The 25,816-nt window shown below is 63.6% G+C and carries 24 protein-coding genes; 10 read left to right on the top strand and 14 right to left on the bottom strand.

Annotation, left to right across the window (positions count from 1 at the left end; genetic code table 11):
• Nucleotides 1-7: 7 nt before the first annotated feature.
• Nucleotides 8-1,126, bottom strand: a complete 1,119-nt coding sequence (locus J2T57_RS03235) for a DSD1 family PLP-dependent enzyme (RefSeq protein WP_253474107.1) — start codon at nt 1,124-1,126, stop codon at nt 8-10.
• 178 nt (nt 1,127-1,304) lie between these two features.
• Here J2T57_RS03235 and J2T57_RS03230 point away from each other — a divergent pair, with 178 nt between their 5' ends.
• Entirely contained in the window at nt 1,305-2,795 is a 1,491-nt protein-coding gene (locus J2T57_RS03230) for an alpha/beta hydrolase (RefSeq protein WP_253474104.1), read from the top strand.
• Nucleotides 2,796-2,804: 9 nt separating this feature from the next.
• Here J2T57_RS03230 and J2T57_RS03225 read toward each other — a convergent pair whose 3' ends face one another.
• The gene (locus J2T57_RS03225) at nt 2,805-4,292 is read right to left on the bottom strand and encodes a protein adenylyltransferase SelO (RefSeq protein WP_253474099.1); all 1,488 of its coding nucleotides are present in this window, start codon (nt 4,290-4,292) and stop codon (nt 2,805-2,807) included.
• 143 nt (nt 4,293-4,435) lie between these two features.
• Between J2T57_RS03225 and J2T57_RS03220 the strand changes: the two genes are divergently transcribed.
• Entirely contained in the window at nt 4,436-8,038 is a 3,603-nt protein-coding gene (locus J2T57_RS03220; RefSeq protein ID WP_253474096.1) for a sensor domain-containing protein, read from the top strand.
• Nucleotides 8,039-8,049: 11 nt separating this feature from the next.
• Here the strand turns inward: J2T57_RS03220 and J2T57_RS03215 are convergent, their stop codons facing one another.
• Both J2T57_RS03215 and J2T57_RS03210 read right to left on the bottom strand, forming a co-directional pair.
• Nucleotides 8,050-9,183, bottom strand: a complete 1,134-nt coding sequence (locus J2T57_RS03215) for a MalY/PatB family protein (protein ID WP_253474093.1) — start codon at nt 9,181-9,183, stop codon at nt 8,050-8,052.
• A 31-nt stretch (nt 9,184-9,214) separates the two neighbouring features.
• A complete protein-coding gene (locus J2T57_RS03210) occupies nt 9,215-10,084 on the bottom strand; it encodes an alpha/beta fold hydrolase (RefSeq protein WP_253474090.1) in 870 nt (289 codons plus the stop codon).
• Nucleotides 10,085-10,233: 149 nt separating this feature from the next.
• Here J2T57_RS03210 and J2T57_RS03205 point away from each other — a divergent pair, with 149 nt between their 5' ends.
• Nucleotides 10,234-10,770 (top strand): lipocalin family protein, encoded by a 537-nt coding sequence (locus J2T57_RS03205; RefSeq protein ID WP_253474087.1) that lies wholly within the window; start codon nt 10,234-10,236, stop codon nt 10,768-10,770.
• Between the two features lie 26 nt (nt 10,771-10,796).
• On the top strand, nt 10,797-12,017 hold the full coding sequence (locus J2T57_RS03200; RefSeq protein ID WP_253474084.1) for an MFS transporter: 1,221 nt from the start codon (nt 10,797-10,799) through the stop codon (nt 12,015-12,017).
• Here the strand turns inward: J2T57_RS03200 and J2T57_RS03195 are convergent.
• Entirely contained in the window at nt 12,004-12,864 is an 861-nt protein-coding gene (locus J2T57_RS03195) for an MBL fold metallo-hydrolase (protein WP_253474081.1), read from the bottom strand. The genes J2T57_RS03200 and J2T57_RS03195 overlap by 14 nt on opposite strands.
• Before the next feature lie 79 nt (nt 12,865-12,943).
• On the opposite strand from J2T57_RS03195, the gene J2T57_RS03190 reads away from it, so the two are divergent.
• The 3 genes from J2T57_RS03190 to J2T57_RS03180 are packed head-to-tail and all read left to right on the top strand — an operon-like array spanning nt 12,944 to nt 14,136.
• Nucleotides 12,944-13,279 carry an ArsR/SmtB family transcription factor gene (locus J2T57_RS03190; protein ID WP_253474078.1) on the top strand — a complete coding sequence of 112 codons (336 nt, stop codon included), beginning with the start codon at nt 12,944-12,946 and terminating at the stop codon, nt 13,277-13,279.
• Nucleotides 13,276-13,710, top strand: coding sequence for a YeeE/YedE family protein (locus J2T57_RS03185; RefSeq protein WP_253474076.1), 435 nt, complete (start codon nt 13,276-13,278; stop codon nt 13,708-13,710). The genes J2T57_RS03190 and J2T57_RS03185 overlap by 4 nt, the downstream gene beginning before the upstream one ends.
• Before the next feature lie 3 nt (nt 13,711-13,713).
• Nucleotides 13,714-14,136, top strand: coding sequence for a DUF6691 family protein (locus J2T57_RS03180; protein ID WP_253474073.1), 423 nt, complete (start codon nt 13,714-13,716; stop codon nt 14,134-14,136).
• A 28-nt stretch (nt 14,137-14,164) separates the two neighbouring features.
• On the opposite strand, the gene J2T57_RS03175 is transcribed toward J2T57_RS03180, so the two are convergent.
• Both J2T57_RS03175 and J2T57_RS03170 read right to left on the bottom strand, forming a co-directional pair.
• A complete protein-coding gene (locus tag J2T57_RS03175; protein ID WP_253474070.1) occupies nt 14,165-14,824 on the bottom strand; it encodes a Crp/Fnr family transcriptional regulator in 660 nt (219 codons plus the stop codon).
• Nucleotides 14,825-14,954: 130 nt separating this feature from the next.
• The gene (locus J2T57_RS03170) at nt 14,955-15,143 is read right to left on the bottom strand and encodes a YgaP family membrane protein (RefSeq protein ID WP_253474068.1); all 189 of its coding nucleotides are present in this window, start codon (nt 15,141-15,143) and stop codon (nt 14,955-14,957) included.
• A 139-nt stretch (nt 15,144-15,282) separates the two neighbouring features.
• On the opposite strand from J2T57_RS03170, the gene J2T57_RS03165 reads away from it, so the two are divergent.
• The 3 genes from J2T57_RS03165 to J2T57_RS03155 all read left to right on the top strand — a co-directional run bounded on the left by J2T57_RS03165 (nt 15,283) and on the right by J2T57_RS03155 (nt 16,881).
• The gene (locus tag J2T57_RS03165) at nt 15,283-15,594 is read left to right on the top strand and encodes an ArsR/SmtB family transcription factor (protein ID WP_253474065.1); all 312 of its coding nucleotides are present in this window, start codon (nt 15,283-15,285) and stop codon (nt 15,592-15,594) included.
• Nucleotides 15,587-15,754 (top strand): metallothionein, encoded by a 168-nt coding sequence (locus J2T57_RS03160; RefSeq protein WP_253474063.1) that lies wholly within the window; start codon nt 15,587-15,589, stop codon nt 15,752-15,754. Before J2T57_RS03165 ends, J2T57_RS03160 begins: the two co-directional genes overlap by 8 nt.
• A 164-nt stretch (nt 15,755-15,918) precedes the next feature.
• The gene (locus J2T57_RS03155; protein WP_253474061.1) at nt 15,919-16,881 is read left to right on the top strand and encodes an NADPH:quinone reductase; all 963 of its coding nucleotides are present in this window, start codon (nt 15,919-15,921) and stop codon (nt 16,879-16,881) included.
• Between the two features lie 98 nt (nt 16,882-16,979).
• Here J2T57_RS03155 and J2T57_RS03150 read toward each other — a convergent pair whose 3' ends face one another.
• From J2T57_RS03150 to J2T57_RS03120, 7 genes are all read right to left on the bottom strand, one after another.
• On the bottom strand, nt 16,980-17,534 hold the full coding sequence (locus J2T57_RS03150; protein ID WP_253474059.1) for a hemerythrin domain-containing protein: 555 nt from the start codon (nt 17,532-17,534) through the stop codon (nt 16,980-16,982).
• Nucleotides 17,535-17,571: 37 nt separating this feature from the next.
• A complete protein-coding gene (locus J2T57_RS03145) occupies nt 17,572-17,985 on the bottom strand; it encodes a hypothetical protein (RefSeq protein WP_253474057.1) in 414 nt (137 codons plus the stop codon).
• Nucleotides 17,986-17,998: 13 nt separating this feature from the next.
• Nucleotides 17,999-18,772, bottom strand: coding sequence for a peptidylprolyl isomerase (locus tag J2T57_RS03140; protein WP_253474055.1), 774 nt, complete (start codon nt 18,770-18,772; stop codon nt 17,999-18,001).
• A gap of 316 nt (nt 18,773-19,088) precedes the next feature.
• Complete coding sequence (narI, locus tag J2T57_RS03135; RefSeq protein ID WP_253474053.1) at nt 19,089-19,781, bottom strand: respiratory nitrate reductase subunit gamma; 693 nt, start codon at nt 19,779-19,781, stop codon at nt 19,089-19,091.
• A gap of 1 nt (nt 19,782) precedes the next feature.
• The gene (narJ, locus tag J2T57_RS03130; RefSeq protein ID WP_253474051.1) at nt 19,783-20,484 is read right to left on the bottom strand and encodes a nitrate reductase molybdenum cofactor assembly chaperone; all 702 of its coding nucleotides are present in this window, start codon (nt 20,482-20,484) and stop codon (nt 19,783-19,785) included.
• On the bottom strand, nt 20,484-22,058 hold the full coding sequence (gene narH / locus J2T57_RS03125) for a nitrate reductase subunit beta (RefSeq protein ID WP_253474048.1): 1,575 nt from the start codon (nt 22,056-22,058) through the stop codon (nt 20,484-20,486). Before narH ends, narJ begins: the two co-directional genes overlap by 1 nt.
• Nucleotides 22,055-25,810: a nitrate reductase subunit alpha gene (locus tag J2T57_RS03120; protein WP_253474045.1), complete on the bottom strand. Its 3,756-nt coding sequence runs from the start codon at nt 25,808-25,810 to the stop codon at nt 22,055-22,057. The genes narH and J2T57_RS03120 overlap by 4 nt, the downstream gene beginning before the upstream one ends.
• Nucleotides 25,811-25,816 lie beyond the last annotated feature (6 nt).

The raw sequence follows: 25,816 nt of genomic DNA, 5'->3' as shown, positions 1-25,816 counted from the left end.
GCAGGAATCACAGACTCATCCCTCGCGCGCCCACCGGCCAGATGCACTCCACCCGACCACCGCGGATGCCCACCAGCCAGTCGTGCAGATTCACCGTGGGATCACAATGGCCGGGAACAAGGCGCAAACGCTCACCCAGGCGCAGAAGGTTGTGGGGGTCGGCGAGCAACCCATGCTCGTCGTTGGCCTCGATGTACTGCACATCATCACGGCCATGCACCACCGGCAGACCCGAATCCACGCTCTGGACCTTGAGCCCGGCGTCGCAGACGGCATGGGTGGGCCGGGTCTTGCTCATCACCGTCGTGTAGAGAAAAAGACTCTGGGAGAAGTCCTGCCTGGGCTGGCCATCGTGATCCCGCAAGCTGTTGTAGTCGGCATCCATGAACACGTAGGAACCGCACTGCAGCTCGTTGTAGAGCCCGCTGGCGGCGTCCAGGGCGTAGCTGCCGGTTCCCGCGCCGGCAATGATGGGACACTGCAAACCCTCGGATTCCAGCAGGTCCATCGTCTGCCGGGTCATCGCCACCGCCGTGTCCACCAGGGCCTGTCGCTCGGCATGGTCCCGACGGTGCTGGGTGCGGCCGTTGTAGGCCTGCAGACCAGCGAAGCGCAGCGCCGGCGACGCCGAAATGCGCCGCGCCAGCTCCACCGCCGGCCGCCCCGGGGCGACACCGCAACGCCCGGCGCCCACGTCGATCTCCACCAATACGTCCAACACCGCGTCCTGCGCCTTGGTCGCCGCTGCAATAACGTCAATGTTGGCCGCGTCGTCCACGCAGACAGCCACCCGGGCAGCGCGGGCCAGCCTGGCCAGGCGCTCGATCATTCGCGGATCCACCACCTGATTCGATACCATGATGTCGGTGACGCCGCCCTCCACCATGGCCTCCGCCTCGCTGACCTTCTGACAGCAGATCCCCACCGCGCCACGGGCGATCTGTTGCAAGGCGATCGCCGGGCACTTGTGGGTCTTGGCGTGGGGGCGCAGCCGGATTTGGTTTTCGCGCGCAAACACGGCCATCCGATCCATGTTGCGTTCCAGTGCATCCAGATCCACCAGCAGACAGGGGGTAAGCACGGCCTCCAGGGGCATGCCGACTTCGGCGGGGCAATTGCTGGCCATCGATTCGCTACCTCGTCGTTGCAATGGCCATTGCACGATACCGCCAAATCCTGCGGGAGTCCGCTGTCATGCCTGATGGAATCGTTGCCTGTTCCCTGCGCAAGCTTACCCTGTACATTGCAATGCTGCGGGCTATACCAGTGTGATAGTTCGCCACCGACAACCCCAGGGAATGGTCATGAGCAAGATTCAGGCACCCTACTACCCCATCATCTACGTTCGCGGTTACGCCATGACCGCCAGCGAGGTGGCAGCAACGACCGCTACGCCCTACATGGGCTTCAACCTGGGTTCGACGAAACTCCGCCAGCGCTGGGACGGCAAGGTCATCCGCCACTATTTCGAGTCCCCCCTGATCCGCCTGATGAAGGACTGGGGGTACGCCGACTGCTACGCAGAGGGGCTGGAGCAGGGGGAATCGCTGTCACCCCGCAGTATTTTCATACACCGTTACTACGATTCGGCGGACGAGCATTTCGGAGATGGCCAGGCCCCATCCATTGAAGACGCGGCGGAGGAGCTGCGCCAACTGATCGCCCGGGTGCGGGACGGTGTCTGCGGCGACGACGCCCAGCGCCGCAAATCCTTCCGGGTGTACCTGGTCGCCCACTCCATGGGCGGACTGATCTGCCGCTGCCTGCTGCAGAACAGCAAGTTTCGGCGCAGCGAAGAGCCGGCGTTGGTGGACAAGGTATTCACCTACGCAACACCACACAACGGCATCGAGATGGCCGGCGTCAACGTGCCGCGCTTCCTCGGCCTCTGGGACATGAACAACTTCAACCGCAGCACCATGGCGAAGTACCTGGGATTACGCAGCAGCACCCGTGTCTCCAGCCTCAACAAGCGCTTCGACGCGGAGCGGTTCTTCTGTCTTGTGGGTACGAATCCGGAGGACTATGACGCCGCCGGCGGCTGGTCGAGCCGTCTGGCGGGCATCATGAGTGACGGCCTGGTGAAGATCGAGAATGCGGCGGTGGACGGCGCACCCCGCGCCTTCGTGTACCGAAGCCACAGCGGACCCATGGGCATCGTCAACTCAGAGGAAGGTTATCAGAACCTGGTGCGCTTCCTGTTCGGCGACGTCCGGGTGAACGGCCAGCTGGAGGTGGAGGAACTGCCATTGCCGCCGTCAGTGCAACGGGAAAAGGCGGCCGGCCGCTCGGTGCGCGCATCGTATTTCTTCGAGGCCATCGTTGCGCCGCGGGCGGCAACCGGCTACACCCTCACTGAGCGGACCACCGCAACCCACAGCGCCGTCTTCCGGCGATACGACGAGTTGTTCAAACCCGAGCGCGAAGGGCTGGAGAGCCCTCGATGGCCCTGGCTTTTTACCGTTTTCCTGGACACGGCCCGGATCACCATCGGACGAACACTGGTCTTCAGTATCGATCTCTCGGTTTCCGCCACCGACTACCAGGTAGATGGGCTCGTTGCGTTCAACCGGCATATCCCCAGCGAGAACCTGCTGCGGGAGTCGGTGAGCATTCGGGCGACACGCCGCAGCGATGGCTGGCTCATCCGTTACAACCTCATGGACGAGAGCTGGGGCGAGAACCTCGGTCGCGAGGCGCCAACCGACGATCAAGGAGTCTACATTCCCCTGAAAAGCCGCAAGGGCTTCTCAGGGAAACTGCGGTTGCAGATGTCCCCCTGGAACACCGACTGAAGCCATCCCTCAGGTGCCGCAGAACGTATTGCGTACGCGTTCTTCTTCGCTGGGCGGTGCCAGGTAACTCTCCCACTCCGGTCGTTCGTCGTAGGGGTGGGTCACCACCGCCAGCAGGCGATGGAACGGTTCGAAATCCTGCTGCCCTATCGCCGACTCGATCACCCGCTCCAACTGGTGATTGCGGGGGATATAGGCCGGATTGACCTGTCGCATCAGTGCAACCGTTTCCTCCGCAGGCGCAGCCTCACGCGCCACGCGATCCCGCCAGCGGGCCATCCAGTCTTCCGCGGCCGGCGACTCGCCAAGGATTTGCGTCAGCGAATCCAGGCCAGCACCGGGCGCAACGGCATTGGACAAGCTCCGGAATGTGAGGGTGAAATCTGCCCGCTCACGGTGCATGAGATCGTGCAGGTCCTGGATGAGACCTGCATCCTCGGCTTCCGCGTTGCGCAGGCCTAGCTTGCCGCGCATGTTCGACAGCCGATGGGCCTCATAACGGGCTGGAAACGCCTCAAGGCATTCCACGGCGAGTTCGATGGCCCGCTGCTCTTCGGAATCGATCAGGGGCAGCAGGCAGTCGGCGAGCCGGGCGAGATTCCACTGAGCGATGGCAGGCTGGTTATCAAAGGCGTAGCGGCCCTGACGGTCAATGGCGCTGAAGACTTGTTGCGGATTGTAGGCGTCCATGAAGGCGCAGGGGCCATAGTCGATGGTTTCACCGGATACCGTGCAATTGTCGGTGTTCATCACCCCATGGATGAAACCAAACGCCATCCACTGGGCGATCAGCGCGGCCTGACGGTCCATCACCCGGCCCAGAAACGCCAGCGGTGGATTGTCCGCATCAGTCAGATCAGGATCGTGCCGGGCAATGGCGTAATCGGTGAGTTGGCGGACTGCCTCCACATCACCCCGTGCGGCAAAAAACTGGAAGGTGCCCACACGGATGTGGCTGGCAGCAACCCGTGTGACCACGGCACCTGGCAGCGGCTCTTCACGGAGAACCGCCTCTCCGGTGGTCACTGCGGCCAGTGCCCGGGTGGTGGGCACGCCCATGGCATGCATGGCCTCGCTGACCAGGTACTCACGCAGTACCGGCCCCAGCGCCGCGCGACCGTCACCGCCGCGGGAATAGGGTGTGCGGCCGGCTCCCTTGAGCTGGATGTCACGACGGCGGCCCTGACCGTCCACCACCTCGCCAAGCAGAATGGCGCGACCGTCCCCCAGTTGCGGGACGAAGTGTCCGAACTGGTGTCCGGCATAAGCCATGGCGATGGGCTCCGAACCCTGGGGCAGACGATTGCCGGAAAAGACCTCGGCCAGGTCCTGCTCGCTCACGGCCCCCAGGGAAAGGCCGAGTTCCTGGGCAAGATCACGATTCACCGCAATCAGCCCCGGCCTGGCCACTGGCGTCGGCCCAAGCCCGGTGTAAAAACGGGATGGCAATTGAGCATAGCTGCTGGACAGCGGGCCGATATCAATCGACGGCGTCATCCTGGAAGGCTGCGATTCAGGCACGATTCACCTCGATCCGGTCACACGGTTAACCCACCAGTGTAGCCAGCCGAAGACTGTTCGCATATTCTCGACCGGAACAATAAGACTCAGAAGATGCACCATGGAGCCTGGGTGGGACCATGACACATTGGGTACAGGCCCACCTAGGGCTGATCTACCAGATTCAGGCAGCGGCGTTTATCGTCCTGGCGGTAGTGGCTTGCCTGCTACCGCGCAGGGGTGGGGCGCTCAGGCTTGCGCCACACATCTGGCTACTCGGCCTCTTCGCCCTGCTCCACGCACTGACCATCTTCCTCGCCTGGGAACTCCAGCGCCAGCCAGCCACCTGGTTGCTGGTGGTCGGCGGGATCCTGCTGCCTCTTTCCTACCTGCCGCTGATGGAGTTCGGTCGCCGCTCCCTGGCGACGCTGTTCGAGCGGCCACCACGATGGATCTGGTGGCTCTACCCGGTAGTCGGCGCTGCGATCCTCCTTTGCGTCGTGATGGCCGATGATCCCGCACGGGGCCTGAACGCGGGTTCTCGTCTGTTTCTGGGGCTACCGGGCGCTCTGTTGGCTGCCGGGGCCTTGTTTGTTGCGAGCTTCTGTCCGGCGGAGCGTCATTCCATCCGGCCTTTTGCGCCATGGCTGTGGCTGGCCGCAGCCTGCATGGCGGGCTACGGCCTCCTGATTCCCATTATTGGCACCCAGGCAATCGGCCTGCTTGGCTGGTTACCCACGGAAGCCTGGTTCCAGGAGGCCGTCGGCGTTCCCGTCCGCCTGCTGCGAGGCGGCTTCACGGTCACGGTGGCCCTCGCACTGATGGCGGTGGTGCGGCAATCCAGCCTCATCAACAACGACGACCTGGACCGGGTCATGGGAACCCTGTCGGGCTTTCTCTACCGCTGCCGGAACGACGAAGACTGGACTCCGCTATACATGGTTGGCGATATAGAGGGCATGACCGGCTATTCGGTGGACGCCTTCCTGAGTACCCGCGAGGCCACACTGCAGGATATTGTCCACCCCGATGACCGGGACCGGGTCTGGGACGAGATCCAGTCATCCCTGGAGGACCGCGGTGCTTTCGAGGTCACTTTCCGGGTCATCCGCGCCGATGGCCAGACCGGCTGGTTCTACGACCACGGCCGCGGCATCTACGACGACGCCGGCAAGTTGCTGTTCCTTGAGGGGCATGTGGTCGATGCAACTGCGTTGGAGCAGGCCCGGGCAGACCTCCACCAGTTCCAGACCACCCTGGATCGCACGCTGGATGCGGTTTTCATTTTCGATGCGGAGACCCTGCGCTTCACATACGTCAACCAGGGGGCAGCCCGGCAGGTGGGCTGGAGTCGCGAGGCCCTGCTGACCATGCACCCCTACGACATCAAGCCGGAGTTTCCCGAGCCACAATTCCGGGAAATGATAGCGCCGCTGATCCATGGGGACATGGACCTGCGCCGGTTCGAGACTGTCCATCTCACCCGCCATGGTCAGCGGGTGCCGGTGGAGATATTCCTGCAGTATATCGCTCCCCCTGGCGAGCGGCCGAGGTTCGTCGCCATTGTCCATGACATTGCAGAGAGACTCCGGGCGGAGCGTGCGCTACGTGACACAAACGACCGGCTTGAGCAGGCGGAGCGGCACGCGGCCCTTGGGCACTGGGAGCTGGCGATGGATGACGACGACCAGGCCTACTGGTCATCGCAACTGTACAGGCTGCTGGCGACGGATCCGTCAGAGACCACGCCCAGCCTGGCTACTTTCCTGGAGCGCCTGCATCCCGACGATCGCACAGCGGTCAGCGACGCACTGGAAGCCCTCGAAGCCGACCGGGAGCCTACCGCCCAGGTAGTACGGTCGAATCCCGCGTTCGGGCCACAACGCCATCTGGCACCGACTTATCGCTGCATACGGGATCAGGGCGGAGGGCGCCGTTTCCTGGGCACCCTGCAGGACGTCACCGAGCGCGAGGAGGCCACGGCCCGACTGCGCCAGTCGGAACAGCAGCAGCGGGATCTGCGGGACGTGGCGCAGCGCGAGCAAAGCCGCATGGCGGCGCTGCTCTCCGGCATGAACATCGGGATATTGTTCGAGGACCGCAAGGGGAACGTGGAATACGTGAACCCCGCATTCCGGCGGATGTGGGCCATTTCTGACGAACTCGAGCTTGTCGGCGAAGCCACCCGCAGCGTACTGGAGCACTCAACCCACCAGTTCGCTCGCCCGGACCATGCCTCGAAGCACGTACTGCAGGTGCTGGACACCCAGGAAATCAGTGAACGCTTCGAGGTGGACCTCTATGACGGCCGGGTACTCACCCAGCTGTCCTACCCGGTCAACGACACCGAAGGGCGGTTGATCGGGCGGCTGTGGATCTACGAGGACGTCACCCACGAGCGGCAGACCGCGCAGCAACTGGTTTATCTCGCCGAGCATGACCCGCTCACCGGTCTCTACAACCGTCACCGCTTTCAGGAACACCTGGAGCGAACGATCAAGGCCTCCCAGCGCATGCATGCGCGCTTCGCCCTGATGTACTTCGACCTGGACGACTTCAAGCACATCAACGACAACTTCGGCCACCGGGCCGGTGATACCGTCCTGGTACGCACAGCAGGGGAAGTGGCAAGCCTGGTGCGGGGTGGCGACCTGTTCGCGCGACTGGGTGGGGACGAGTTCGCCATACTCACCGAACTGACCGACAGTGATGATCCGGCGCGACTCGCCGAGCGCGTGGTGCATGCGGTGTCTGCAATTCCCCTGCGTTTTCGGGGCAGCAACTTCCGCCTCACCGTCAGCGTTGGAATCGCCATCTTCCCCGACCATGGCAGTGACGCGGAATCGCTGGTGGCCCATGCCGACACCGCCATGTACCAGGCCAAGCAGCACGGCAAGAACACCTGGGCGCTCTACGACGCCAGTGCCGACCGTGCGGAAGCCAATCTTGAGCGCCTGTCATGGACCACACGCATCGCCGCTGCGCTGGACGAAGACCTGTTTGAGCTGCATTTCCAGGGTATCTACAGAACGGCGGATAGCGGCCTGAGCCATCTTGAGGCACTGGTGCGGATGCGTGATCCGGCGGACAACAGCCGCATCCTGATGCCGGGGCAGTTCATCCCCATCGCCGAGAAGAGCGGGCAGATTCTCGATATCGACCGCTGGGTACTGCGCCAGAGCGTGGAGACCCTTGCCGACCATCAGCGCCTGTCAGGGCTGGCCGTGAACCTGTCCGGTCGAAGCTTCGATGACCCGGGCATGGCGCGCTACATCGAGCGTCTACTCGCCGAGAATGGCGTGGATCCGGGTCGGCTGATCATCGAACTCACCGAGACAGCCGCGGTTTCGGAAATGCAGGACGCCCAGCGCTTCATCGAGCAGTTGCAGCAGGCCGGCTGTACCGTCTGTCTGGACGACTTCGGCTCCGGCTTCTCCACCTTTGCCTACCTGAAATACCTGGCAGTGCAGATACTCAAGATCGATGGCATGTTCATCCGTGATCTGCCCAACAACCGGGACAACCAGGCCTTCGTCAAGGCCATGATCGACGTGGCTGCGGGGCTGCGCAAGCGCACCATCGCGGAGTTCGTTGAAGATGGCGCCACCCTGGCGTTGCTGCGGGAGATGGGCGTGGACCTGGCCCAGGGCTATCACCTGGATCGCCCACGACCGGACCATCCCGGGCTGAACGGCGAGGCCGCCTACAAGCCGCGGCCCGCCACGTTATCCGAAGACGACTAGCGCGGGGCCGTTCAGTCCCGCCCCACCTGCTGCAGCCGGGCAAGCGCCCGCTCCAGGGTTGGCAGCGGGCAACCGAAATTGAGGCGCATATAGCCCGTGCCGTCGAAGGCCTGGCCGTCGGACAGGCCCAGACCGGCGGCTTCAAAGGCGGTCGCCGGATGCTTGAGCCCCAGTTCACGGCAATCGATCCAGGCCAGATAGGTCGCCTGGGGGCTGTGCATGGACAACGCCGGATGGGCATCCACCGCCGCCTGTACCAGGTCGCGATTGCGCCGCAGCACATCGATCAGCGCCGCATGCCAGCTGGCACAGTCACGCCAGGCCGCCAGGGCCGCGGTGTAGCCCAGCGTGTTGACCCCGGGCACGAAACCGGCCCGGGCACGAGCAAAGCGGCGCCGCAAATCCCGGTCGGGGATGATGGCGAGGGAGCACCCCAGGCCAGCGATGTTGTAGGTCTTGCTGGGCGCCATGAGGGTGATGGTACGCGCGGCGATCTCTTCGCCCAGGGCGGCCACGCAGTGGTGGCGGGCGTCGGAATCCAGCACCAGGCCGCAATGAATCTCGTCACTGACCAGCACCAGGTCATGGCGCAGACAGAAATCCGCGAGACGGCGTAATTCCTCCTCGCTGTATACCCGACCGGTGGGATTATGCGGATTGCAGAGTATGAGCATGCGGGCCCGCGGGTGCACCGCCGCCTCCAGCGCATCGAAATCGATGCGGCCGCTGGCATCCGCCAAGGGCACAGTAAGCAACTCCCGCCGTGCGCGGGGCGGTGCCAGCAGAAACGGCGGATAGACCGGTGTTGTGGTCATGACAGCGTCACCATCCTCGCCGACAGCGGCGGCGGCAACGTGGAGGCCCGGCACCATTCCGGGCAACCAGACCAACCAGTCCGGCTCCACCCGCCAGTCGCAGTGATCCGCCAGCATGGTGCAGGTCACCTCCACCAGTTCGCTGGTCGCGCTGGTATAGCCGAAGACCCCGTGGTCTACGCGGGCATGCAGAGCGTCGAGTACCGCAGGAGGGGCACGGAAATCCATGTCTGCAACCCACATGGGAATAATATCCCGGCTGTCATAGGCATCCCATTTGTCGCTGCCGGTCTGGTGCCTATCAACAACCTCGTCAAAGTCGAATTGCATGTGATCTCCGTAATGGTTAGCGGGGCAGGCGTCAGTTGAAGAAAAGGCGCAATGCGCGGGCGGTATCCTGCGGCGCTTCCTCGGGAAGGAAGTGACCGCAATCCAGCGCCTCGCCGGTCACATCATGGCCGTGCCGACGCCAGACACCCAGCACGTCATAGTGCTTCTCCATGAGGCCATGAAGGCCCCAGAGGGCGAGCATGGGGATTTCCACCAGCTTGTCACCATCGGCCCGATGATGCTCGAGATCGATGGTGGCACCGGCACGGTAATCCTCGCAGGTCGCATGAATGGTGTCGGGGCGACAGAACGCCTCGACATAGGCATCGACGGCCTCGGCGGCGAAAGCATCGTGATGATGACTCCAGCGGCGCAGTTTTTCCCGGCAATAGTAGGCCGGATCATTGCCAATCAGGCGTTCCGGCAGCCCATCGGGCTGAATCAGAAACAACCAGTGATAGTAGCCGGTAGCCACCGCCTGGCCCAGGGTTTCAAACAAGTGGAGTGTCGGCACGATATCGAGCACCGCGACGCCTTCCAGCCGATGCGGATGATCCAGCGCCAGTCGATGGGCAACGCGACCACCACGGTCATGGCCAGCCAGTTTGAATTGCCGATAGCCCAGCTCGTCCATGAGGTCGATGATGTCCGCGCCCATGGCACGCTTGCTGTAGGTGGTGTGCGACGCATCCGACGGTGGCCTGCCACTGGCGCCATAGCCGCGGAGGTCCGGACAGATCACCGTGTGCGTTTCCGCCAGAAGCGGCGCCACCGCATGCCACATCATGTGGGTCTGGGGATACCCGTGAAGCAGAACCAAGGGCGGCCCATCACCCCCGATCCGGTAGTGAATAGGTGTTTCGCCAGTCGTGAAATCCCGTTCGGCAAAGCCTTCGAACATGTCCGTCGCCCTTTTGTCCGCATCGGAGTGATGCGTGGAATGGTCGCGTCTGCCGACGCTGGCTGCCACTATATACTTGCGCAGTTCATCCCGGCGGCGTCGAAATTGACAGGCATTGATACATGTGCGGAAAGACTCGCGGAATTCCAGTGAAATGCTTGGCCCTGGCATTGGCCGCCGTGTTGCTCGTGGCATGCACGGGGGTTCCTCGCGGTGTGGAGCCCGTTACCGGCTTCGATGTGACCCGCTATGACGGCACTTGGTACTCGATCATGCGGCTCGATCACCGCTTCGAACGGGGCCTCACCAATGTCAGCGCAACCTATCGCTTGCGCGACGACGGCACCGTGGATGTGCATAATCGCGGCTTTGATCCGGACACCTGTCGCTGGAACGCCATCGATGGCCGTGCGCGATTCCAGGGCAGCACCGACACGGCGAGCCTATCAGTGACCTTCTTCTGGCCGATCCATGGCGGCTATCACGTCTTTGCCCTGGACAAGGACGACTACCAGTGGGCCGCGGTGTCCGGGCCGACACGCGGCTATCTCTGGATTCTCGCTCGGGAAACCACCCTGCCGGAAGACACGCTCGATGAGATCATCGCCAAGGCTGCGTCCCTGGACTACCCCGTGGACGAACTCATCCGCGTGGAGCACGGCGGTCTGGAAGCCTGTGATCCGTAACCAGGGCAAACACGCTGAGTAATCCATTGCCTCAAGAATCCGCCGAAGGTGCAGACCCGGGCGTGGTCGCCGTCCTGTCCACCACCACCTGGGTACAGGCCCTGTGCAGCGCCGCCATGCTGCTGGTGCCAACCCTGGCGCCGCAGATCGCCGGGAGCTTCGGTATCGCCGCCGGCCTCGTGGGCCTGCAGGTCAGTCTGCTCTACGGTTTCGCCATGGTGACATCCACCCAGGCGGGCGGAATGGTCCGGCGCCATGGAGCCTGTCGCTCCAGCCAGTACGCCATGCTGCTGGTCGCAGCCGGCTGCGGCATCGCCCTGCTGGGCACGCCCTGGGCCCTGGCCATTACCACGGTGTTGCTCGGTATCTCCTACGGCATGACGAACCCGGCGGCAGCAGTCCTGCTCACCCGTTATACCCCCAGCCGCTACCGCAACGTGGTCTATTCCATCAAGCAGACAGGCGTGCCGCTGGGCGGCATCATCGCCGGGCTCATGGCGCCGCCATTGGCCCAGATCTGGAGTTGGGAGGCGGCTTTCCTGGTGATTGCGCTGGCGGCGCTGGTAACCACCCTTGCACTTCAGATACCACGAGCGCGCTGGGATGCGGACCGCGACCCCACGGCCCGGGTGCGTGGGCTCGGCAGTCTGACGGTGCTGTTCCGGCGCCGGGAGATCCGCTGGCTCGGCCTCGGAGGGTTCTGCATGGCCGCAGTTCAGCTCTCCCTGCTCAGCTTCGCCGTTGCCTTCATGGTGGAAGATCTGCTGATCGGCCTGGTGCTGGCGGGAATCATTCTGTCCTTCGTGCATGCCGCCGGCGTCATCGGCCGCATCCTGTGGGGCGCCGTCGCGGATCGACTGGGGCGCAGCATTCCCGTGCTTTACGGCCTGGCCGTGAGCATGGGGCTGTTGTTCGTGGCTATCGCCATGCTCAGCACCGATTCGCCTCTGTGGCTGGTGGTGACGCTGCTGCTTGCCGCTGGCGGAACGGCCATCGCCTGGAACGGTGTCTTTCTCGCCGAAGTCGCACGCCGCAGTGCCTTGTCCGAGGTGAGTGAATCTACCGCCGCGGTGCTGGTGCTGGTGTACATGGGCGTGCTCGCGGGTCCGGCCATGGTGAGCGGCGTCCTTGCCCTCACCGGAAGCTACTCGACGGCTTTCATGCTGCCGGCGGCCTTCGCCGCCGCCGCCCTGGTCTGGCTGTGGATCTGTACCCGGGAGCCCGGGGATCCCACTAGAGCTGGTTGATGGGCAGCTTGAGGTAGACCTTGCCGTTGTCCTCCGGCGGGGGCATCTTGCCGGCGCGAATATTGACCTGGATGGATGGCAGGATCAGCCGCGGCATGTCCAGTGTGGCATCCCGAGAGCGTCGCCATTCCACGAATTCCGCCTCGCTGACACCCTCGTGCACGTGCTTGTTGCTGCGCTTCTGCTCGCCCACCGTGGTCTCAAACTGGTGACTGCGCCCCTCGGTGGGGTAGTCGTGACACATGAACATGCGGGTTTCATCCGGCAGAGCCAGTAACCGCCGGGTGGACGCGAACAGGGTTGCGGCATCACCGCCAGGGAAATCACAACGCGCCGTGCCCACGTCGGGCATGAACAGTGTGTCACCCACAAACACCGCGTCTCCGATCAGATAGGCCAGATCCGCCGGGGTGTGGCCAGGCGTGTGAATCACGCGTCCCTGCAATTCGCCGACGGCAAATGTATCGCCCTCGGTGAACAGATGATCAAAGTCACTGCCGTTGGGCAGGAACTCTTTCTCGAGGTTGAAGACCTCGCGGAAGATCTTCTGCACAGAACGGATATGCTCACCGATGGCGATGCGACCGCCCACCGCGTCGCGGATGAAGGGCGCAGCGGAAAGGTGGTCTGCGTGGGCATGGGTTTCGAGAATCCACTCCACGGTCAGATTTTGCTCGCCCACGAAATCCACCAGGCGTTGCGCGCCGGCCGTGGAGGTGCGGCCCGACTTGCTGTCGAAGTCGAGCACCGGGTCGACCACGGCTGCCGAGCCGCCCGGCCGGTCGAACACCACATAACTGAAAGTTTCACTATCCGAATCAAGAAACGCTTCGACCTGAGGGCGCATGGGATTACCTCCAAACAGATTCATTGAATACATTATATTTTTATATATAATATTTTCAACTTAACAATGAGCTGTCATCATGCCTGCCGACACCACCACTCACCTTGATGTCGACGCCATGCGCGAAGCCGCCGGAGAGGCCTCCGGCCTGCTGCGGATGCTGGCGCATGAGGATCGACTGCTGCTGCTCTGTCAGCTGACCGAAGGAGAACTATGCGTCAGTGACCTGGAGGAGCGCCTTGATATCCGTCAACCCAGCCTGTCCCAGCAGCTCGGCGTACTCAGGCGACAACAGCTTGTGACGACGCGCCGCGAGGGGCGGCATATTTACTACCGTATTGCAGATGCCCGTGCCCAGCGCGTGCTGGCAACGCTCTACGAGCTGTTCTGCAACCACACCGGAGACGCATCATGACCATCGACTGGGCTGCCTTCACCCCATGGACTGCACTGGCGGGGGGCGCACTCATCGGCCTGGCCGCAGCGCTCTTTGTCCTGCTCAACGGCCGGATTGCCGGCATCAGCGGCATACTCGGCGGGCTGCTGCGGCCGGCGGCTGGCGACACCGGCTGGCGTCTCGCCTTTCTGGCGGGAATGATCGCGGCGCCACTGCTGTGGCTGTTGCTGGCCGGCAGCCCCACCATCCGGATCGACGCCGGCTACCCACTGCTCATCGCCGCTGGCCTTCTGGTCGGTATCAGCACCCGATACGGCAGCGGCTGCACCAGCGGCCATGGGGTCTGCGGTCTGTCGCGGCTCTCGCCGCGCTCCCTGGTGGCCACCCTGTGCTTCATGGGCACCGGTTTTCTCACCGTTTTCGTGATGCGTCACCTGCTGGGAGGCTAGGCCATGAACAAAGCATTACCAGGCGCATTTGTCGCCGGACTTGTCTTCGGTATCGGCCTGCTGGTCTCCGGCATGGCGAACCCGGCCAAGGTGCTGGGGTTTCTCGACCTGTTCGGCAACTGGGACCCATCCCTCGCCTTCGTGATGGCAGGCGCCATCGCCGTCGGGCTGGGGGCCTTTCGACTGGCCGCCCGCCGGGAGCGTTCGCTCCTGGGCGAGCCGTTCCGCATTCCCGATCGCCGTGATATCGACAGGGGGCTGGTATTGGGCGGCCTCGGCTTTGGCGTTGGCTGGGGTCTGGCCGGCTTCTGTCCGGGCCCTGCCCTGGTGGCACTGGGCGCCGGCGAAGCCAAGGCCCTGGTGTTTGTCATCGCCATGATTGCGGGGATGGAGCTCTTCGAGGTGGTGCAGCGACGGCGCAGCTAGTGTTTCGGGACACTAGTTGGCGCGCGTCTCATGCATCGCTGTGATGGGAGCAATGTGAGCGCAGCCCGCCTCGATCAAGCACGTCGATTCGACCACGCTCCAGCCGCAGCAGGCCACGCCGCTCGTAGTCCTTGAGTACCCGGCTCACCACCTCGCGGGCGGTTCCCAGTTCGATGGCGAGACGCTGGTGGGTGGTATGGAGTACGTCATCATCAGAATGCTCGAGCAGATGCTCGGCAATACGCTCGTCCATGCGCCGGAAGGCGATTTCCTCAACCAGAATCATCAGTGAGAAGAGCCGGTCGCCATAGCTGCCCATGACGAAGCGCCGGAAGTGCCTGGAACAGGCGAACAGTTCATCGAACGTACCGGCGGGCACCACCAGGACTTCCGCATCCTTCTCCACCACGGCCTCTGCGGGGTAACCCTTCTCGGTAAAGAGACAGGACACGGAGAGCGGACAGAGCTGATCCTCGCCAATCCGGTAGAGAACAATCTCGTGACCGCTGACGGAGGTGATCTGCACCCGGATACCGCCACTCATCACGAAGGGCAGCCCCCGACAGGGATCCCCCGGACCAAAAACCCGCGTTCCTGCTTTCAGTTCGAGACAGGTAACCCGCTGGAGCAGGGCTTCAGGCGCATCGGGGGCGAGGGCATTCAGGGCCACCCGGCTGGGCTGACGCATCAAAAACTTCCTCTCTGTGCCGATCGGCAGTTCTCACACAAGCGTAGTCGCCCCCGGGGCCGCCCGGCTACACAGGTACACCGTTCCGCCAGGGCAGAACGCGCGGTGTGTCATCGGTTCGACGTCGCCGTCAGCTTCTGCAGGTCCTGAAGCCGAAGGGCGAGTAGGCCGGGCAGTAACCGATAGCCGCGGTGGCGAGCGGGATCAGGCCGAGCCAGCCCCACGCAGTCTGCGGCCCGACGAAGACCAGACTGAGGATGGCCAGGCCCAGAACGGCCCGGGCGATGCGGTCAATGCCGCCGACATTGCGCTGGAACATGATAAGCCTCTCCGAGTTGAAGAAACGCGGTGCGTTTCATGGGGCAGCATAGGCGGAGGAGCGCAGGGCGGTCAGTGACTTAGTCACAGGCAAAGCAATAATACTTGAACAACTGTTCATATGTGCACATACTCCCTCCATGACGCGCGTGAACGACGATCAACTGACTGAACTGGGCGACATGTTCCGCATGCTGAGCGATCCGACCCGGCTCGGAATTGTCCTGAGTTGCATGGATGCCCCCCTGAGCGTCAGCGAAATTGCCAGCCAGGTGAACGCAACGTCGTCCCTGGTGAGTCACCACTTGCGGCTGCTGCGGGCAACCCGGCTGGTGCGAGGCGCTCGCGAGGGGCGTCGCGTCATGTATGTCGTCAGTGACGACCACGTGCGCACCATGTTGCAGAACATGGTCGAGCACATCCATGAAGAGCAAGGAGACCACCATGAGTGATTCCGACAAGGTGAAGTGCGCCTGCCCCGATTGCGTCTGCCGCGTGAACCCGAACGAGGCGATCCAGCGTGACGGTCGCCCTTATTGTGGCGAAGCCTGCGCGAATGGCCACAGTGAGGGTAATGGCTGCGGCCACAAGAACTGCGGCTGCCACGGCTGACACCGCAGAAGCCGCCTGACCTCCGCTTGCCGCGCCGCGTCGCGTCGGACGTGGGAAGCGGGTGTCCGTTGCTCATCGCGGGGCCCTGTCTGCCACCGCAATGCCGGATATGGCATCATGCGCAGCTTTCCGCCACAGCCTGACTCACAATCACTGGAGGCACCGTGAAAGCAATCCGCGTCCATGCATTTGGCGAACCCAAGGCCCTGCAGCTCGACACCGTGGCCGACCCGAAACCGGCTCCCGGTCAGGTGCTGGTAAAAGTACAGGCGGTGGGCATCAACCCGGTTGAGACCTACATCCGCGCCGGCCAATACGCAAAACTGCCCGACCTCCCCTACACGCCCGGCCACGACGCCGCAGGCACCGTGGCCGCCGTCGGCGAAGGCGTGGATCGCGTTGCCGTGGGCGACCGGGTCTACGTGGCCGGCACGCTCTCCGGGGCCTACGCCGAGATGACCCTGGCGGACCAGAGCAAGGTCCACCCGCTGCCGGATTCGATCAGCTTTCAACAGGGCGCGGGTATCGGCGTTCCCTACACCACTGCCTACCATGCCCTCTTTCAGCGCGGTCACGGAATCGCCGGTGAGACGGTACTTATTCATGGTGCGACCGGTGGTGTGGGTATTGCCGCGTTGCAGTTGGCGAAAGCCGCCGGGCTGACCGTCATCGCCACCGGCGGCACCGAGGCCGGGCGTGCACTGCTGGCCGATCAGGGCGCTGACGTGGTGCTGGATCACCGCGATCCCAAACACATGGATGCCGCCCTGGCAGCCACCGGGGGACGTGGCGTGGACGTGATCCTGGAAATGGTGGCCGACGCCAACCTGGGTGTCGATCTGCCAGCGCTGGCCCATGGCGGTCGCGTGGTGGTCATCGGCAGCCGGGGTGACGTGGAGATCAACGCCCGCAACCTGATGCAGCGCCGGGCCCAGGTGCTGGGCGCTGCCCTGGCCCTGGTGACGCCGGAGGAGTACCGCAGCGCCCATGCGGCCATCGGCGCTGGCCTGCGCAACGGGTCGCTGAAACCGGTCATTGCCCGGGAGTTGAAGCTGGAACAGGCCGCCGAGGCTCATGTCTCGGTCATGGAACCCGGCGCCCGGGGCAAGATCGTGCTGGTGCCCTGAGGCGACGGATTCCGGTTGTCATGTCGTTGCGCCGTGCCAATCGTAGGGTGCGTTAGGCCGAAGGCCGTAACGCACCGCAAACCGGCCTATCGGGATACTCACGCCTCGGTCTCCGGCATCAAGTGGGCGTGAAGCAGCTTGAACTGGTCGCTCATGGTGTCGGCGCCGGCTCGGGCTTGCGCCAGGCGCTCCAGGTCATGCTGCACTTCAAGCCAGTCCTGCTCGGTCAGGCTGTGGCGAATGCGCGGGAAAACAGTCTGTTCTTCCTTGCGCATGTGCCGCTGCTGGGCAGTCACGTAGCATCGCCCGGCATGTTCCAGCCTGTCCTTGGGCACCATGGTTTCTGCATCCACGTCTTCACACAGGGCGAGAAACGCCATCCCCAACTCATGCAACAGGCCATGCTCACGGCCAAGATCCTGCACGAACTCACGGGCAGCCGCATCCCGGCGATGCAGTTGTCGGAACACCACGTCCTCGAAACCATGGTGAAACAGGTCGGGATACCGAGTCAGGTAGTACATGGCATCCAGCAGCAATTCCCAGTTCGGATCATCGTCCGCATGCAGAAGGTCAAGCTGACTCTCCACCACATTCAGGACGCGCCGAATTTCCTGGTGTTCACAGAGCAGTTCATCGACAAAGTCAGTCATGACATGCACCTCCGGTACCATGCCTGTCTGTCTTAGCTTAGTCCTCCGCTTGCAGTTTCACCGGACTCCCTGCGCGATCGAAGACCGCGTACCGGGACAGGTCATGCCCTTCGCGAACCGCCTGAACCATTCCCTCGAGGTAACCTCCCGCATCCTCCGTCGTGGGCATGTGGCCGTTTCGCCCACCGAGACTTGAGACCATCATGAGCTGCCAGGGCTCACCCAGGCTGTCCGCCTCTTCGATGATGGCGGCGAGATTGAGCCGGGGCGTCAGTTCCAGATCGGTGGCCATTACCGGCGTCAGGGTGCCTCGACCCCGCGTCACGCCTTTCCGTGTCACGGCCTTGCCATCAGGGCCCGGGTCCGCCCGCAGCAGCAAGATCAGTAGGCGCTGGGGCTCGGGCTCCGCCAGCCCGGCCGTTTTCAGGTCATCGAAACTCGTGATTTGCATCAATTTGCTCCGTCTATTGGATGAGCATTGATTCGCTGGCATCCAGGTCGATTCCCTTGATGTCGGCCTCGCCCGCCAGCAGGCGAATATACTGATGAATGGCGCGGCGGCGGGTTCGCTCTTCCAGGTACTCCTTGATCTTGGTCTTTGCGGCGTCGAAGGGCAGTTGTTCGCCGGGTATCCGTTGCAGCACTTCCACCACATGAAAGCCGTAGCGGGTTTCCACCGGCCGGCCGGCAAGACCAACCGGCAGGCGCAGCACCACGTCTTCGAATTCCGGCACCGTCTGGCCACGGCTGACCTGCCCCAGGTGACCTCCTTCCGCCGAGGACGAACACCGGGAATGGGCAGCCGCCATTGCCGGGAATGCGCGAGGCTCCTGCTCCAGTCGGCTCAGCAGTGCTTCTGCTTGCTCCCGGGCAACATCACGGCCATCCATGTCTTCTGGCGCCGCCGCCAGCAGGATGTGCCTGACCTCCACCAGGTCGGGGCTGCGGAAGGCTTCGAGGTTCTGCTCGTACCAGCGTCTACACTCGTCCTCCTCGGCGGCAGGCATGTTCACCTCACGCTCCACCAGTGCATCCAGCGCCGCATCCTGCCCTTCAGGGTCGTCCGGCACGGTGAGGTCTACCTGCCGGGCTCGCTGCAGCATGAGTTCCCGCACCGTGAGCGCCACCGCAGCCCGCCGCCAGGCATGGCGCGGGTCAGCGCCCGGTTCCTGGTGGTGCGCCGATTCGATATTGATCTCCCGGGAGCTGATCTCCCGGCCATTGACTTGAATGCTCATCAGTGTGTCTCCGTGGGCTTTGATCGGGGGCCGGGTTTGACGGGAGGAGCGGGATGGCTTTCAAGGACACGCCGTAAATACATCCATGTAGGCTCGTATGCGAGGTCCCTCTCGCATACGGTCCTTGAAAGCCACCCCGCTCCTCCCGTCAAACCCTCAACAAGTCGCCGTGGTTCGGTTGGGTTGGTTCGGGGTTTATCGTCGGGGACCGTCAGCGACAGGGATGTCGCTGTCGAGCCCCCATGGATGGGTTCACGGCGTGTCCCCGACGATAAACCCCGAACCAACCCAACCGAACCACGGCACAGTCACCACTTCACATGGCCGTCCGCCGACGCACCACCTGGTACGCCCTGCCGATGTACCCGTAAGGCACGCTCCACACATGCACCAGCCGGGTGAATGGAAAAATGAAGAACATGACCATCCCGAGGAACATGTGGATCTTGTAGATCCAGTGGACATCGATGATGGTGTCCGCCGCGTTAGGCTGGAAGGTCACCAGACGCTGCGCCCAGGTGGAGATCTGCACGATGACTTCCCCGCTCAGGTGGCCGGTGGACACGAAGATGGTCAGCAACCCGGTGGCGAGCTGGGCGAACAGCAGATACAGGATGAACATGTCCATGGGGCTGCCGGTACGCCGCACCCGGGGATTCACCGTGCGCCGGTAGGCCAGAATCAACATGCCCGCGAGGCAGATGACCCCGAAGAACCCGCCGATGAGGATGGCGAGGAGTTGCTTGGCGCCGGAGGTCATGCCGAGAGCCGTGTACACGGCGTAGGGTGTCAGCAGCCCCACCAGGTGCCCGAAGAACAACGCGATCACGCCAATGTGGAACAGATAGCTGCCAAGCCGGAACAGGGGATCATTGGACAGCATCTGGCTGGAGCCTGTCCGCCAGGTGTACTGGCTCTTTTCGTAGCGCAGCAAGCTGCCCAGGAGGAACACGCTTCCCGCGATGTAGGGGAAGACACCAAAGGCGAGTTCATGAAGGTAGAGGTACATGTTATGACTCCTCGGTCACGGTCTTGCGACGGTCAGTCCACTCCACGGGTACCGCCTGGCCAGTGTTGGTCCTGGCGCCACCGCAGCCATCGGTGGGGCCGAAGATCACCGGCTCCTCCGCCCAGACACGATCCAGCGCCTCGGGGGTATCGTCCCGCTCTTCCTCGCTGAGCTGGCGGCGGAAATCGGCATCCGGCTCCGCCACTTCACCCAGTTCGAGCAGCGCCTGGAACAGCGCCGCGTAACTACTTTCCCGCTGCTGCAAGCGCCCATGCAGCAACAACAGCAGATGGGCCACTTCCTGCAGCCACTCCCGGGCATCCTGCTCGGGCAACCGGGAACAGAACTCCAGGAACAGCGGCACGTAGTCCGGCAGCTCATTGGCGGCGATGTCCAGGCCCTGCTTCCGGTAGATGTCCTGCAGATCCACCATGGCCTGCCCCCGATCCCGGGACTCGCCGTGAACGTGCTCGAAAAGGTGCAGGGACAATGCACGGCTGCGATCGAACAGGCCCACATAGGCGGCCTGCAGATCAAGCAGATCCTCGCTTTGCCAATGACGGATCAGATCGATGAGTTGCCGGCGTGTCACGGAGGACAGCCGCCGCTCGGCACCCACCATGTCCACCAGTTCGCCGGCATGGCGCTGCAGCGTCTCATCCGGGTAGTGCAGCATCACGGCAATGGCCTTGAGCGTTTGCATCACGACTCCTCCCGCTCGGTTTCCGGCTTGCGGGTCTTGAATTCGACCTTGGCAGGAAATGCCCGCCGGCTGGCCCGCTTGCCACCGAAAATGTCCGTCGGCGTGGACCCGGTGCTGGCGGTCTGACAACCATCACCGAAGCTGAAGCCACAGCCCGCCCGCTCCCCGTAGGCGTCATCCAGGGACAGCTCACGCTTCGCCGTGGGGATGTCGAAACGGTCCTCGTAGTTGGCGATGGCCATGATCCGGTACATGTCCTCCACCATCTCCTCGCTGAGGCCGACCCGCTCCAGCACGCTGTAGTCAGGCTCGCCATCCACGGTCTGGCTGCGCTTGAAGTGACGCATGGCCAGCATGCGCTCCAGGGCCTTGATCACGGGCCGTTCATCGCCAGCGGTGAGCATGTTGGCCAGGTACTTGACGGGGATACGCAGGGACTTCACATCCGGGATCAGGCCATTGGTCTCGATGGCCCCGGCATCCGCCGCCGACTGGATGGGCGAGAGGGGCGGGATGTACCAGACCATGGGCAGGGTGCGGTACTCCGGGTGCAGCGGGAAGGCCACCTTCCAGTCCATGGCCATCTTGTAGACCGCGGAGCGCTTGGCCGCCTCGAGCCAGTCGTCGGGGATGCCTTCCTTGCGCGCCGCCTCGATCACCGCCGGGTCGTGGGGATCAAGGAAGATGCGCATCTGCTGCTCGTAGAGATCCTGCTCGGAGGCAGTTGAAGCCGCTTCCTTGATCAGGTCCGCGTCGTAGAGCACAACGCCCAGGTAGCGAATCCGCCCTACACAGGTCTCGGAACACACCGTGGGCTGGCCCACCTCGATGCGCGGGAAACAGAAGGTGCACTTCTCCGACTTTCCAGATTGCCAGTTATAGTAGATCTTCTTGTAGGGACAGCCGGAGACGCACATGCGCCAGCCGCGGCATTTGTCCTGGTCGATGAGAACGATGCCGTCTTCCTCCCGCTTGTAGATCGCGCCGGAGGGGCAGGACGCCACGCAGGTGGGGTTCAGGCAGTGCTCGCAGAGCCGGGGCAGGTACATCATGAAGGTGTTTTCGAACTGCCCGTACATCTGCTTTTCCACGTCCTTGAAGTTGTAGTCCTTCGACCGCTTGGCGAACTCGCCGCCGAGGATCTCCTCCCAGTTCGGTCCCCACTCGATCTTGTCCATGGGCTGCCCGGTGAGCGCCGAGAAGGGCTTGGCTACCGGCTGGTGCTTGGAGTCTGGTGCGTTGTGCAGCCGCTGGTAGTCGTAGTTGAACGGCTCGTAGTAGTCGTCGATGCCGGGCAGATCCGGGTTGGCGAAGAGATTGGCGAATATCCGCCACTTGCCACCCGCCTTGGGCTGCAGATCCCCCTTGCGCAGGCTCCAGCCGCCTTTCCACTTGTCCTGGTTCTCCCAATCCTTCGGGTAGCCGATGCCGGGCTTGGTCTCGACGTTGTTGAACCAGGCGTACTCCATGCCCTCGCGCGACGTCCACACGTTCTTGCAGGTCACGGAGCAGGTATGGCAGCCGATGCATTTGTCGAGATTCAGTACCTTTCCAATCTGTGCGCGGACTTTCATGCCTGCTCCTCCGCCTGGTAAATGCTTTCGTCGTCGCCTTCCAGCCAGTCGACCCGGTTCATCTTGCGCAGCACCACGAACTCGTCCCGGTTGGAACCGACAGTGCCGTAGTAGTTGAAGCCGTAGCTGAGCTGGGCGTAACCGCCGATCATGTGGGTGGGCTTGAGCACGGCCCGGGTCACGGAGTTGTGGATACCGCCCCGCTCGCCGCTGATCTCCGATCCGGGGGTGTTCACCAGCTTCTCCTGGGCGTGGTACATCATCACCATGCCTTCGGGCACCCGCTGGCTGACCACCGCCCGGGCCACCAGGGCACCGTTGCTGTTGAAGCACTCGATCCAGTCGTTATCGACGATCCCGACCTTCTGGGCGTCGGTCTCGCTCATCCATACGCAGGGGCCGCCGCGAGACAACGTCAGCATCAGCAGGTTTTCGCTGTAGGTGCTGTGGATACCCCACTTCTGGTGGGGCGTGATCCAGTTCAGCGCAATCTCCTCGTTACCGTTGCCCCGCACCCCCTGGATGCTCTGGGTGGTGCGCATATTCACCGGTGGCTTGTAGAGCACGAAGCCCTCGCCGAAAGCACGCATCCACTTGTGATCCTGGTAGAGCTGCTGGCGGCCGGTGAGGGTGCGCCAGGGAATCAGCTCGTGGACGTTGGTGTAGCCGGCGTTGTAGGACACATGCTCGGATTCCAGTCCCGACCAGGTGGGCGAGGAGATGATCTTGCGCGGCTGGGCGACGATGTCCCGGAAGCGGATCTTGTCGTCCTCCCGGGGCAGGGCCAGGTGGGTGTGATCCCGCCCGGTCTGTTTGCCGAGCGCCGCCCATGCCTTCACCGCCACCTCGCCGTTGGTCTCCGGCGCGAGGGTCATGATGACCTCGGCGGCGTCGATGGCCGTCTCGATGCGCGCCATGCCGCGGTTCACCCCCTCGCCCAGGTGACGGCCGTTGAGATCGCCCAGCAGCTTCACCTCGTGCTCTGTATTCCAGGCAATCCCCTTGCCGCCATTGCCGATCTTGTCCATCAGCGGCCCAAGGGCGGTGAACCGGGCGTAGACGTTGGGGTAGTCGCGCTCCACCGCCACCAGGTTTGGCATGGTCTTGCCGGGGATGGGCTCGCATTCGCCCTTGCGCCATTCCTGCACATCGAAGGGCTGCGCCAGCTCCGCCGGGCTGTCGTGGAGGATGGGCAGGGCAACGATATCGGTTTCCTTGCCCAGGTGATTCGGCGCAAGCTCGGAGAATGTCCGGGCAATACCCTTGTAGATGTCCCAGTCACTGCGGGACTCCCAGCAGGGGCTCACCGCCTCGGACAGCGGGTGAATGAACGGGTGCATGTCCGAAGTATTGAGATCGTTCTTCTCGTACCAGGTGGCGGTCGGTAGCACCACGTCGGAGTAAAGGCAGGTGGTGGACATGCGGAAGTCCAGTGTCACCAGCAGATCCAGCTTCCCGTCGGTGTTCTCGTCCCGCCACACCACTTCCATGGGCTTTTCCTCGCCCTCCTCGCCCAGATCCTTGCCCTGGACACCATGGGCCGTGCCCAGCAGGTGCTTGAGGAAGTACTCATGGCCCTTGCCACTGGAGCCAAGCAGGTTGGAGCGCCAGATGAACAGGTTGCGGGGGAAGTTCACCGGGTTGTCGGGATCCTCGCAGGCCATGGCCAGGCGACCGCTCTTGAGCTGCTCCACCACGTAGTCCTTCGGCTCCTTGCCGGCCTCCGCTGCCTGTCGCGCCACCTCCAGCGGGTTGGCGGCGAGTTGGGGTGCCGATGGCAGCCAGCCCATGCGCTCGGCGCGGACATTGAAGTCGATCATGCTGCCCTGGAACTGGGAGGCGTCAGCCAGCGGCGAGAGCATGTCGGAGACGTGGAGCTTCTCGTAGCGCCACTGGTCCGTGTGGGCGTAGAAAAACGAGGTGGAATTCATGTGCCGCGGTGGCCGCGCCCAGTCCAGGGCGAAGGCAAGCGGCTGCCAGCCGGTCTGCGGCCGCAGCTTTTCCTGTCCCACGTAGTGGGCCCAGCCACCGCCGCTCTGGCCAATGCACCCGCAGAACACCAGCATGTTGATGATGCCGCGGTAATTCATGTCCATGTGGTACCAGTGGTTGAGGCCGGCACCGAGAATGATCATGGACTTGCCCTGGGTCTTGTCGGCGTTGCGGGCGAACTCCCGGGCCACGCTGATCACGTGCTGCGGCTTGACCCCGGTAATCTGCTCCTGCCAGGCCGGGGTATAGGGCAGGTTATCGTCATAGCTGCTCGGCGTGTTCGGGCAGTCCAACCCGCGATCCACACCGTAGTGGGCGGTGATCAGGTCGAACACCGAGGCCACCAGCACCTCCTCGCCGTCGGCGAGCTGGATCCGGCGCACCGGCACCTTGCGGTAGATCACGTCCTCCTGGGGGTTGGGGGTGAAGCGGCCGAGCTCATGCTCCTTGCCGCCGAAGTAGGGGAAGCCGACGTCGGCCACGTCGTCCCTGCCCTCCAGATGGGAAAGCTGGAGCTGTGTCTTCTTGCCGCCGGCCTCCTTCTCTTCCAGGTTCCAGCGGCCGTCCTCGCCCCAGCGGAAGCCGATGGCGCCGTTGGGCACCACCACCTTGCCGCTCTTCTCGTCGAAGGCCACCGTCTTCCACTCGGGGTTGTTCTTCTGCCCCAGGGACTTGTCGAAGTCCGAGGCGCGCAGCAGCCGGCCCGCCTGGTAGCCCTTGTCGGTCTTGTCCAGCCGCACCAGGCAGGGCATGTCGGTGTACTTGCGGGCGTAGTCGGTGAAGTAGGCGCTGGGCTTGTCGACGTGGAATTCCTTGAGGATCACGTGGCCGAAGGCCATGGCCAGGGCGGCGTCGGTGCCCTGCCTCGGCGCCAGCCACAGGTCGCCGAACTTGGAAGCCTCGGAGTAGTCCGGGCAGACAGTGACGATCTTCGCGCCCTTGTAGCGCACCTCGGTCATGAAGTGGGCGTCGGGGGTGCGGGTCTGGGGCACGTTGGAGCCCCACATCATGATGAAGCTTGAGTTGTACCAGTCGGCGGACTCCGGCACGTCGGTCTGCTCGCCCCAGGTCTGCGGCGAGCTGGGGGGCAGGTCGCAGTACCAGTCGTAAAAGCTCATGCAGACCCCGCCGATCAGCGACAGGTACCGCGAGCCGGCGGCGTAGGACACCATGGACATGGCGGGGATCGGCGAGAAGCCGATGATGCGGTCCGGGCCGTACTTGCGCGCCGTGTAGACGTTGGCGGCGGCAATCATCCGGTTGACCTCGTCCCAGGTGGAGCGCACCAGCCCGCCCTTGCCCCGGCGCGACTTGTACTGCCGGCTCTTTTCCGGGTCCTCGACGATGGAGGCCCAGGCGTCCACCGGGTCGTCGTGACGCTGCAGCGCCTCGCGCCACAGCCGCAGCAGATGGCCCCGCACCATGGGGTGCTTGAGACGGTTGGCGCTGTAGATGTACCAGGAGTAGCTCGCCCCCCGGGCGCAGCCCCGTGGCTCGTGGTTGGGCATGTCGGGCCGGGTGCGGGGGTAATCGGTCTGCTGGGTCTCCCAGGTCACCAGGCCATTCTTGAGGTAGATCTTCCAGCTGCAGGCGCCAGTGCAGTTGACCCCGTGGGTGGAGCGCACCACCTTGTCGTGCTGCCAGCGGCTGCGGTAGGCGTCCTCCCAGCGGCGGGAATCCCCGGTGGTCACACCGTGGCCGTCGGAGAACTCACCCTCCACACGCTGGAAAAAGGTCAGTCGGTCGAGAAAGAAACTCATTGTCGT

It is taken from the genome of Natronocella acetinitrilica, from assembly GCF_024170285.1.
Lineage (GTDB): Bacteria > Pseudomonadota > Gammaproteobacteria > Nitrococcales > Aquisalimonadaceae > Natronocella > Natronocella acetinitrilica.
Note: the sequence above shows the minus strand (reverse complement) of the source record. Positions and strands in the feature narration are given on the sequence as shown.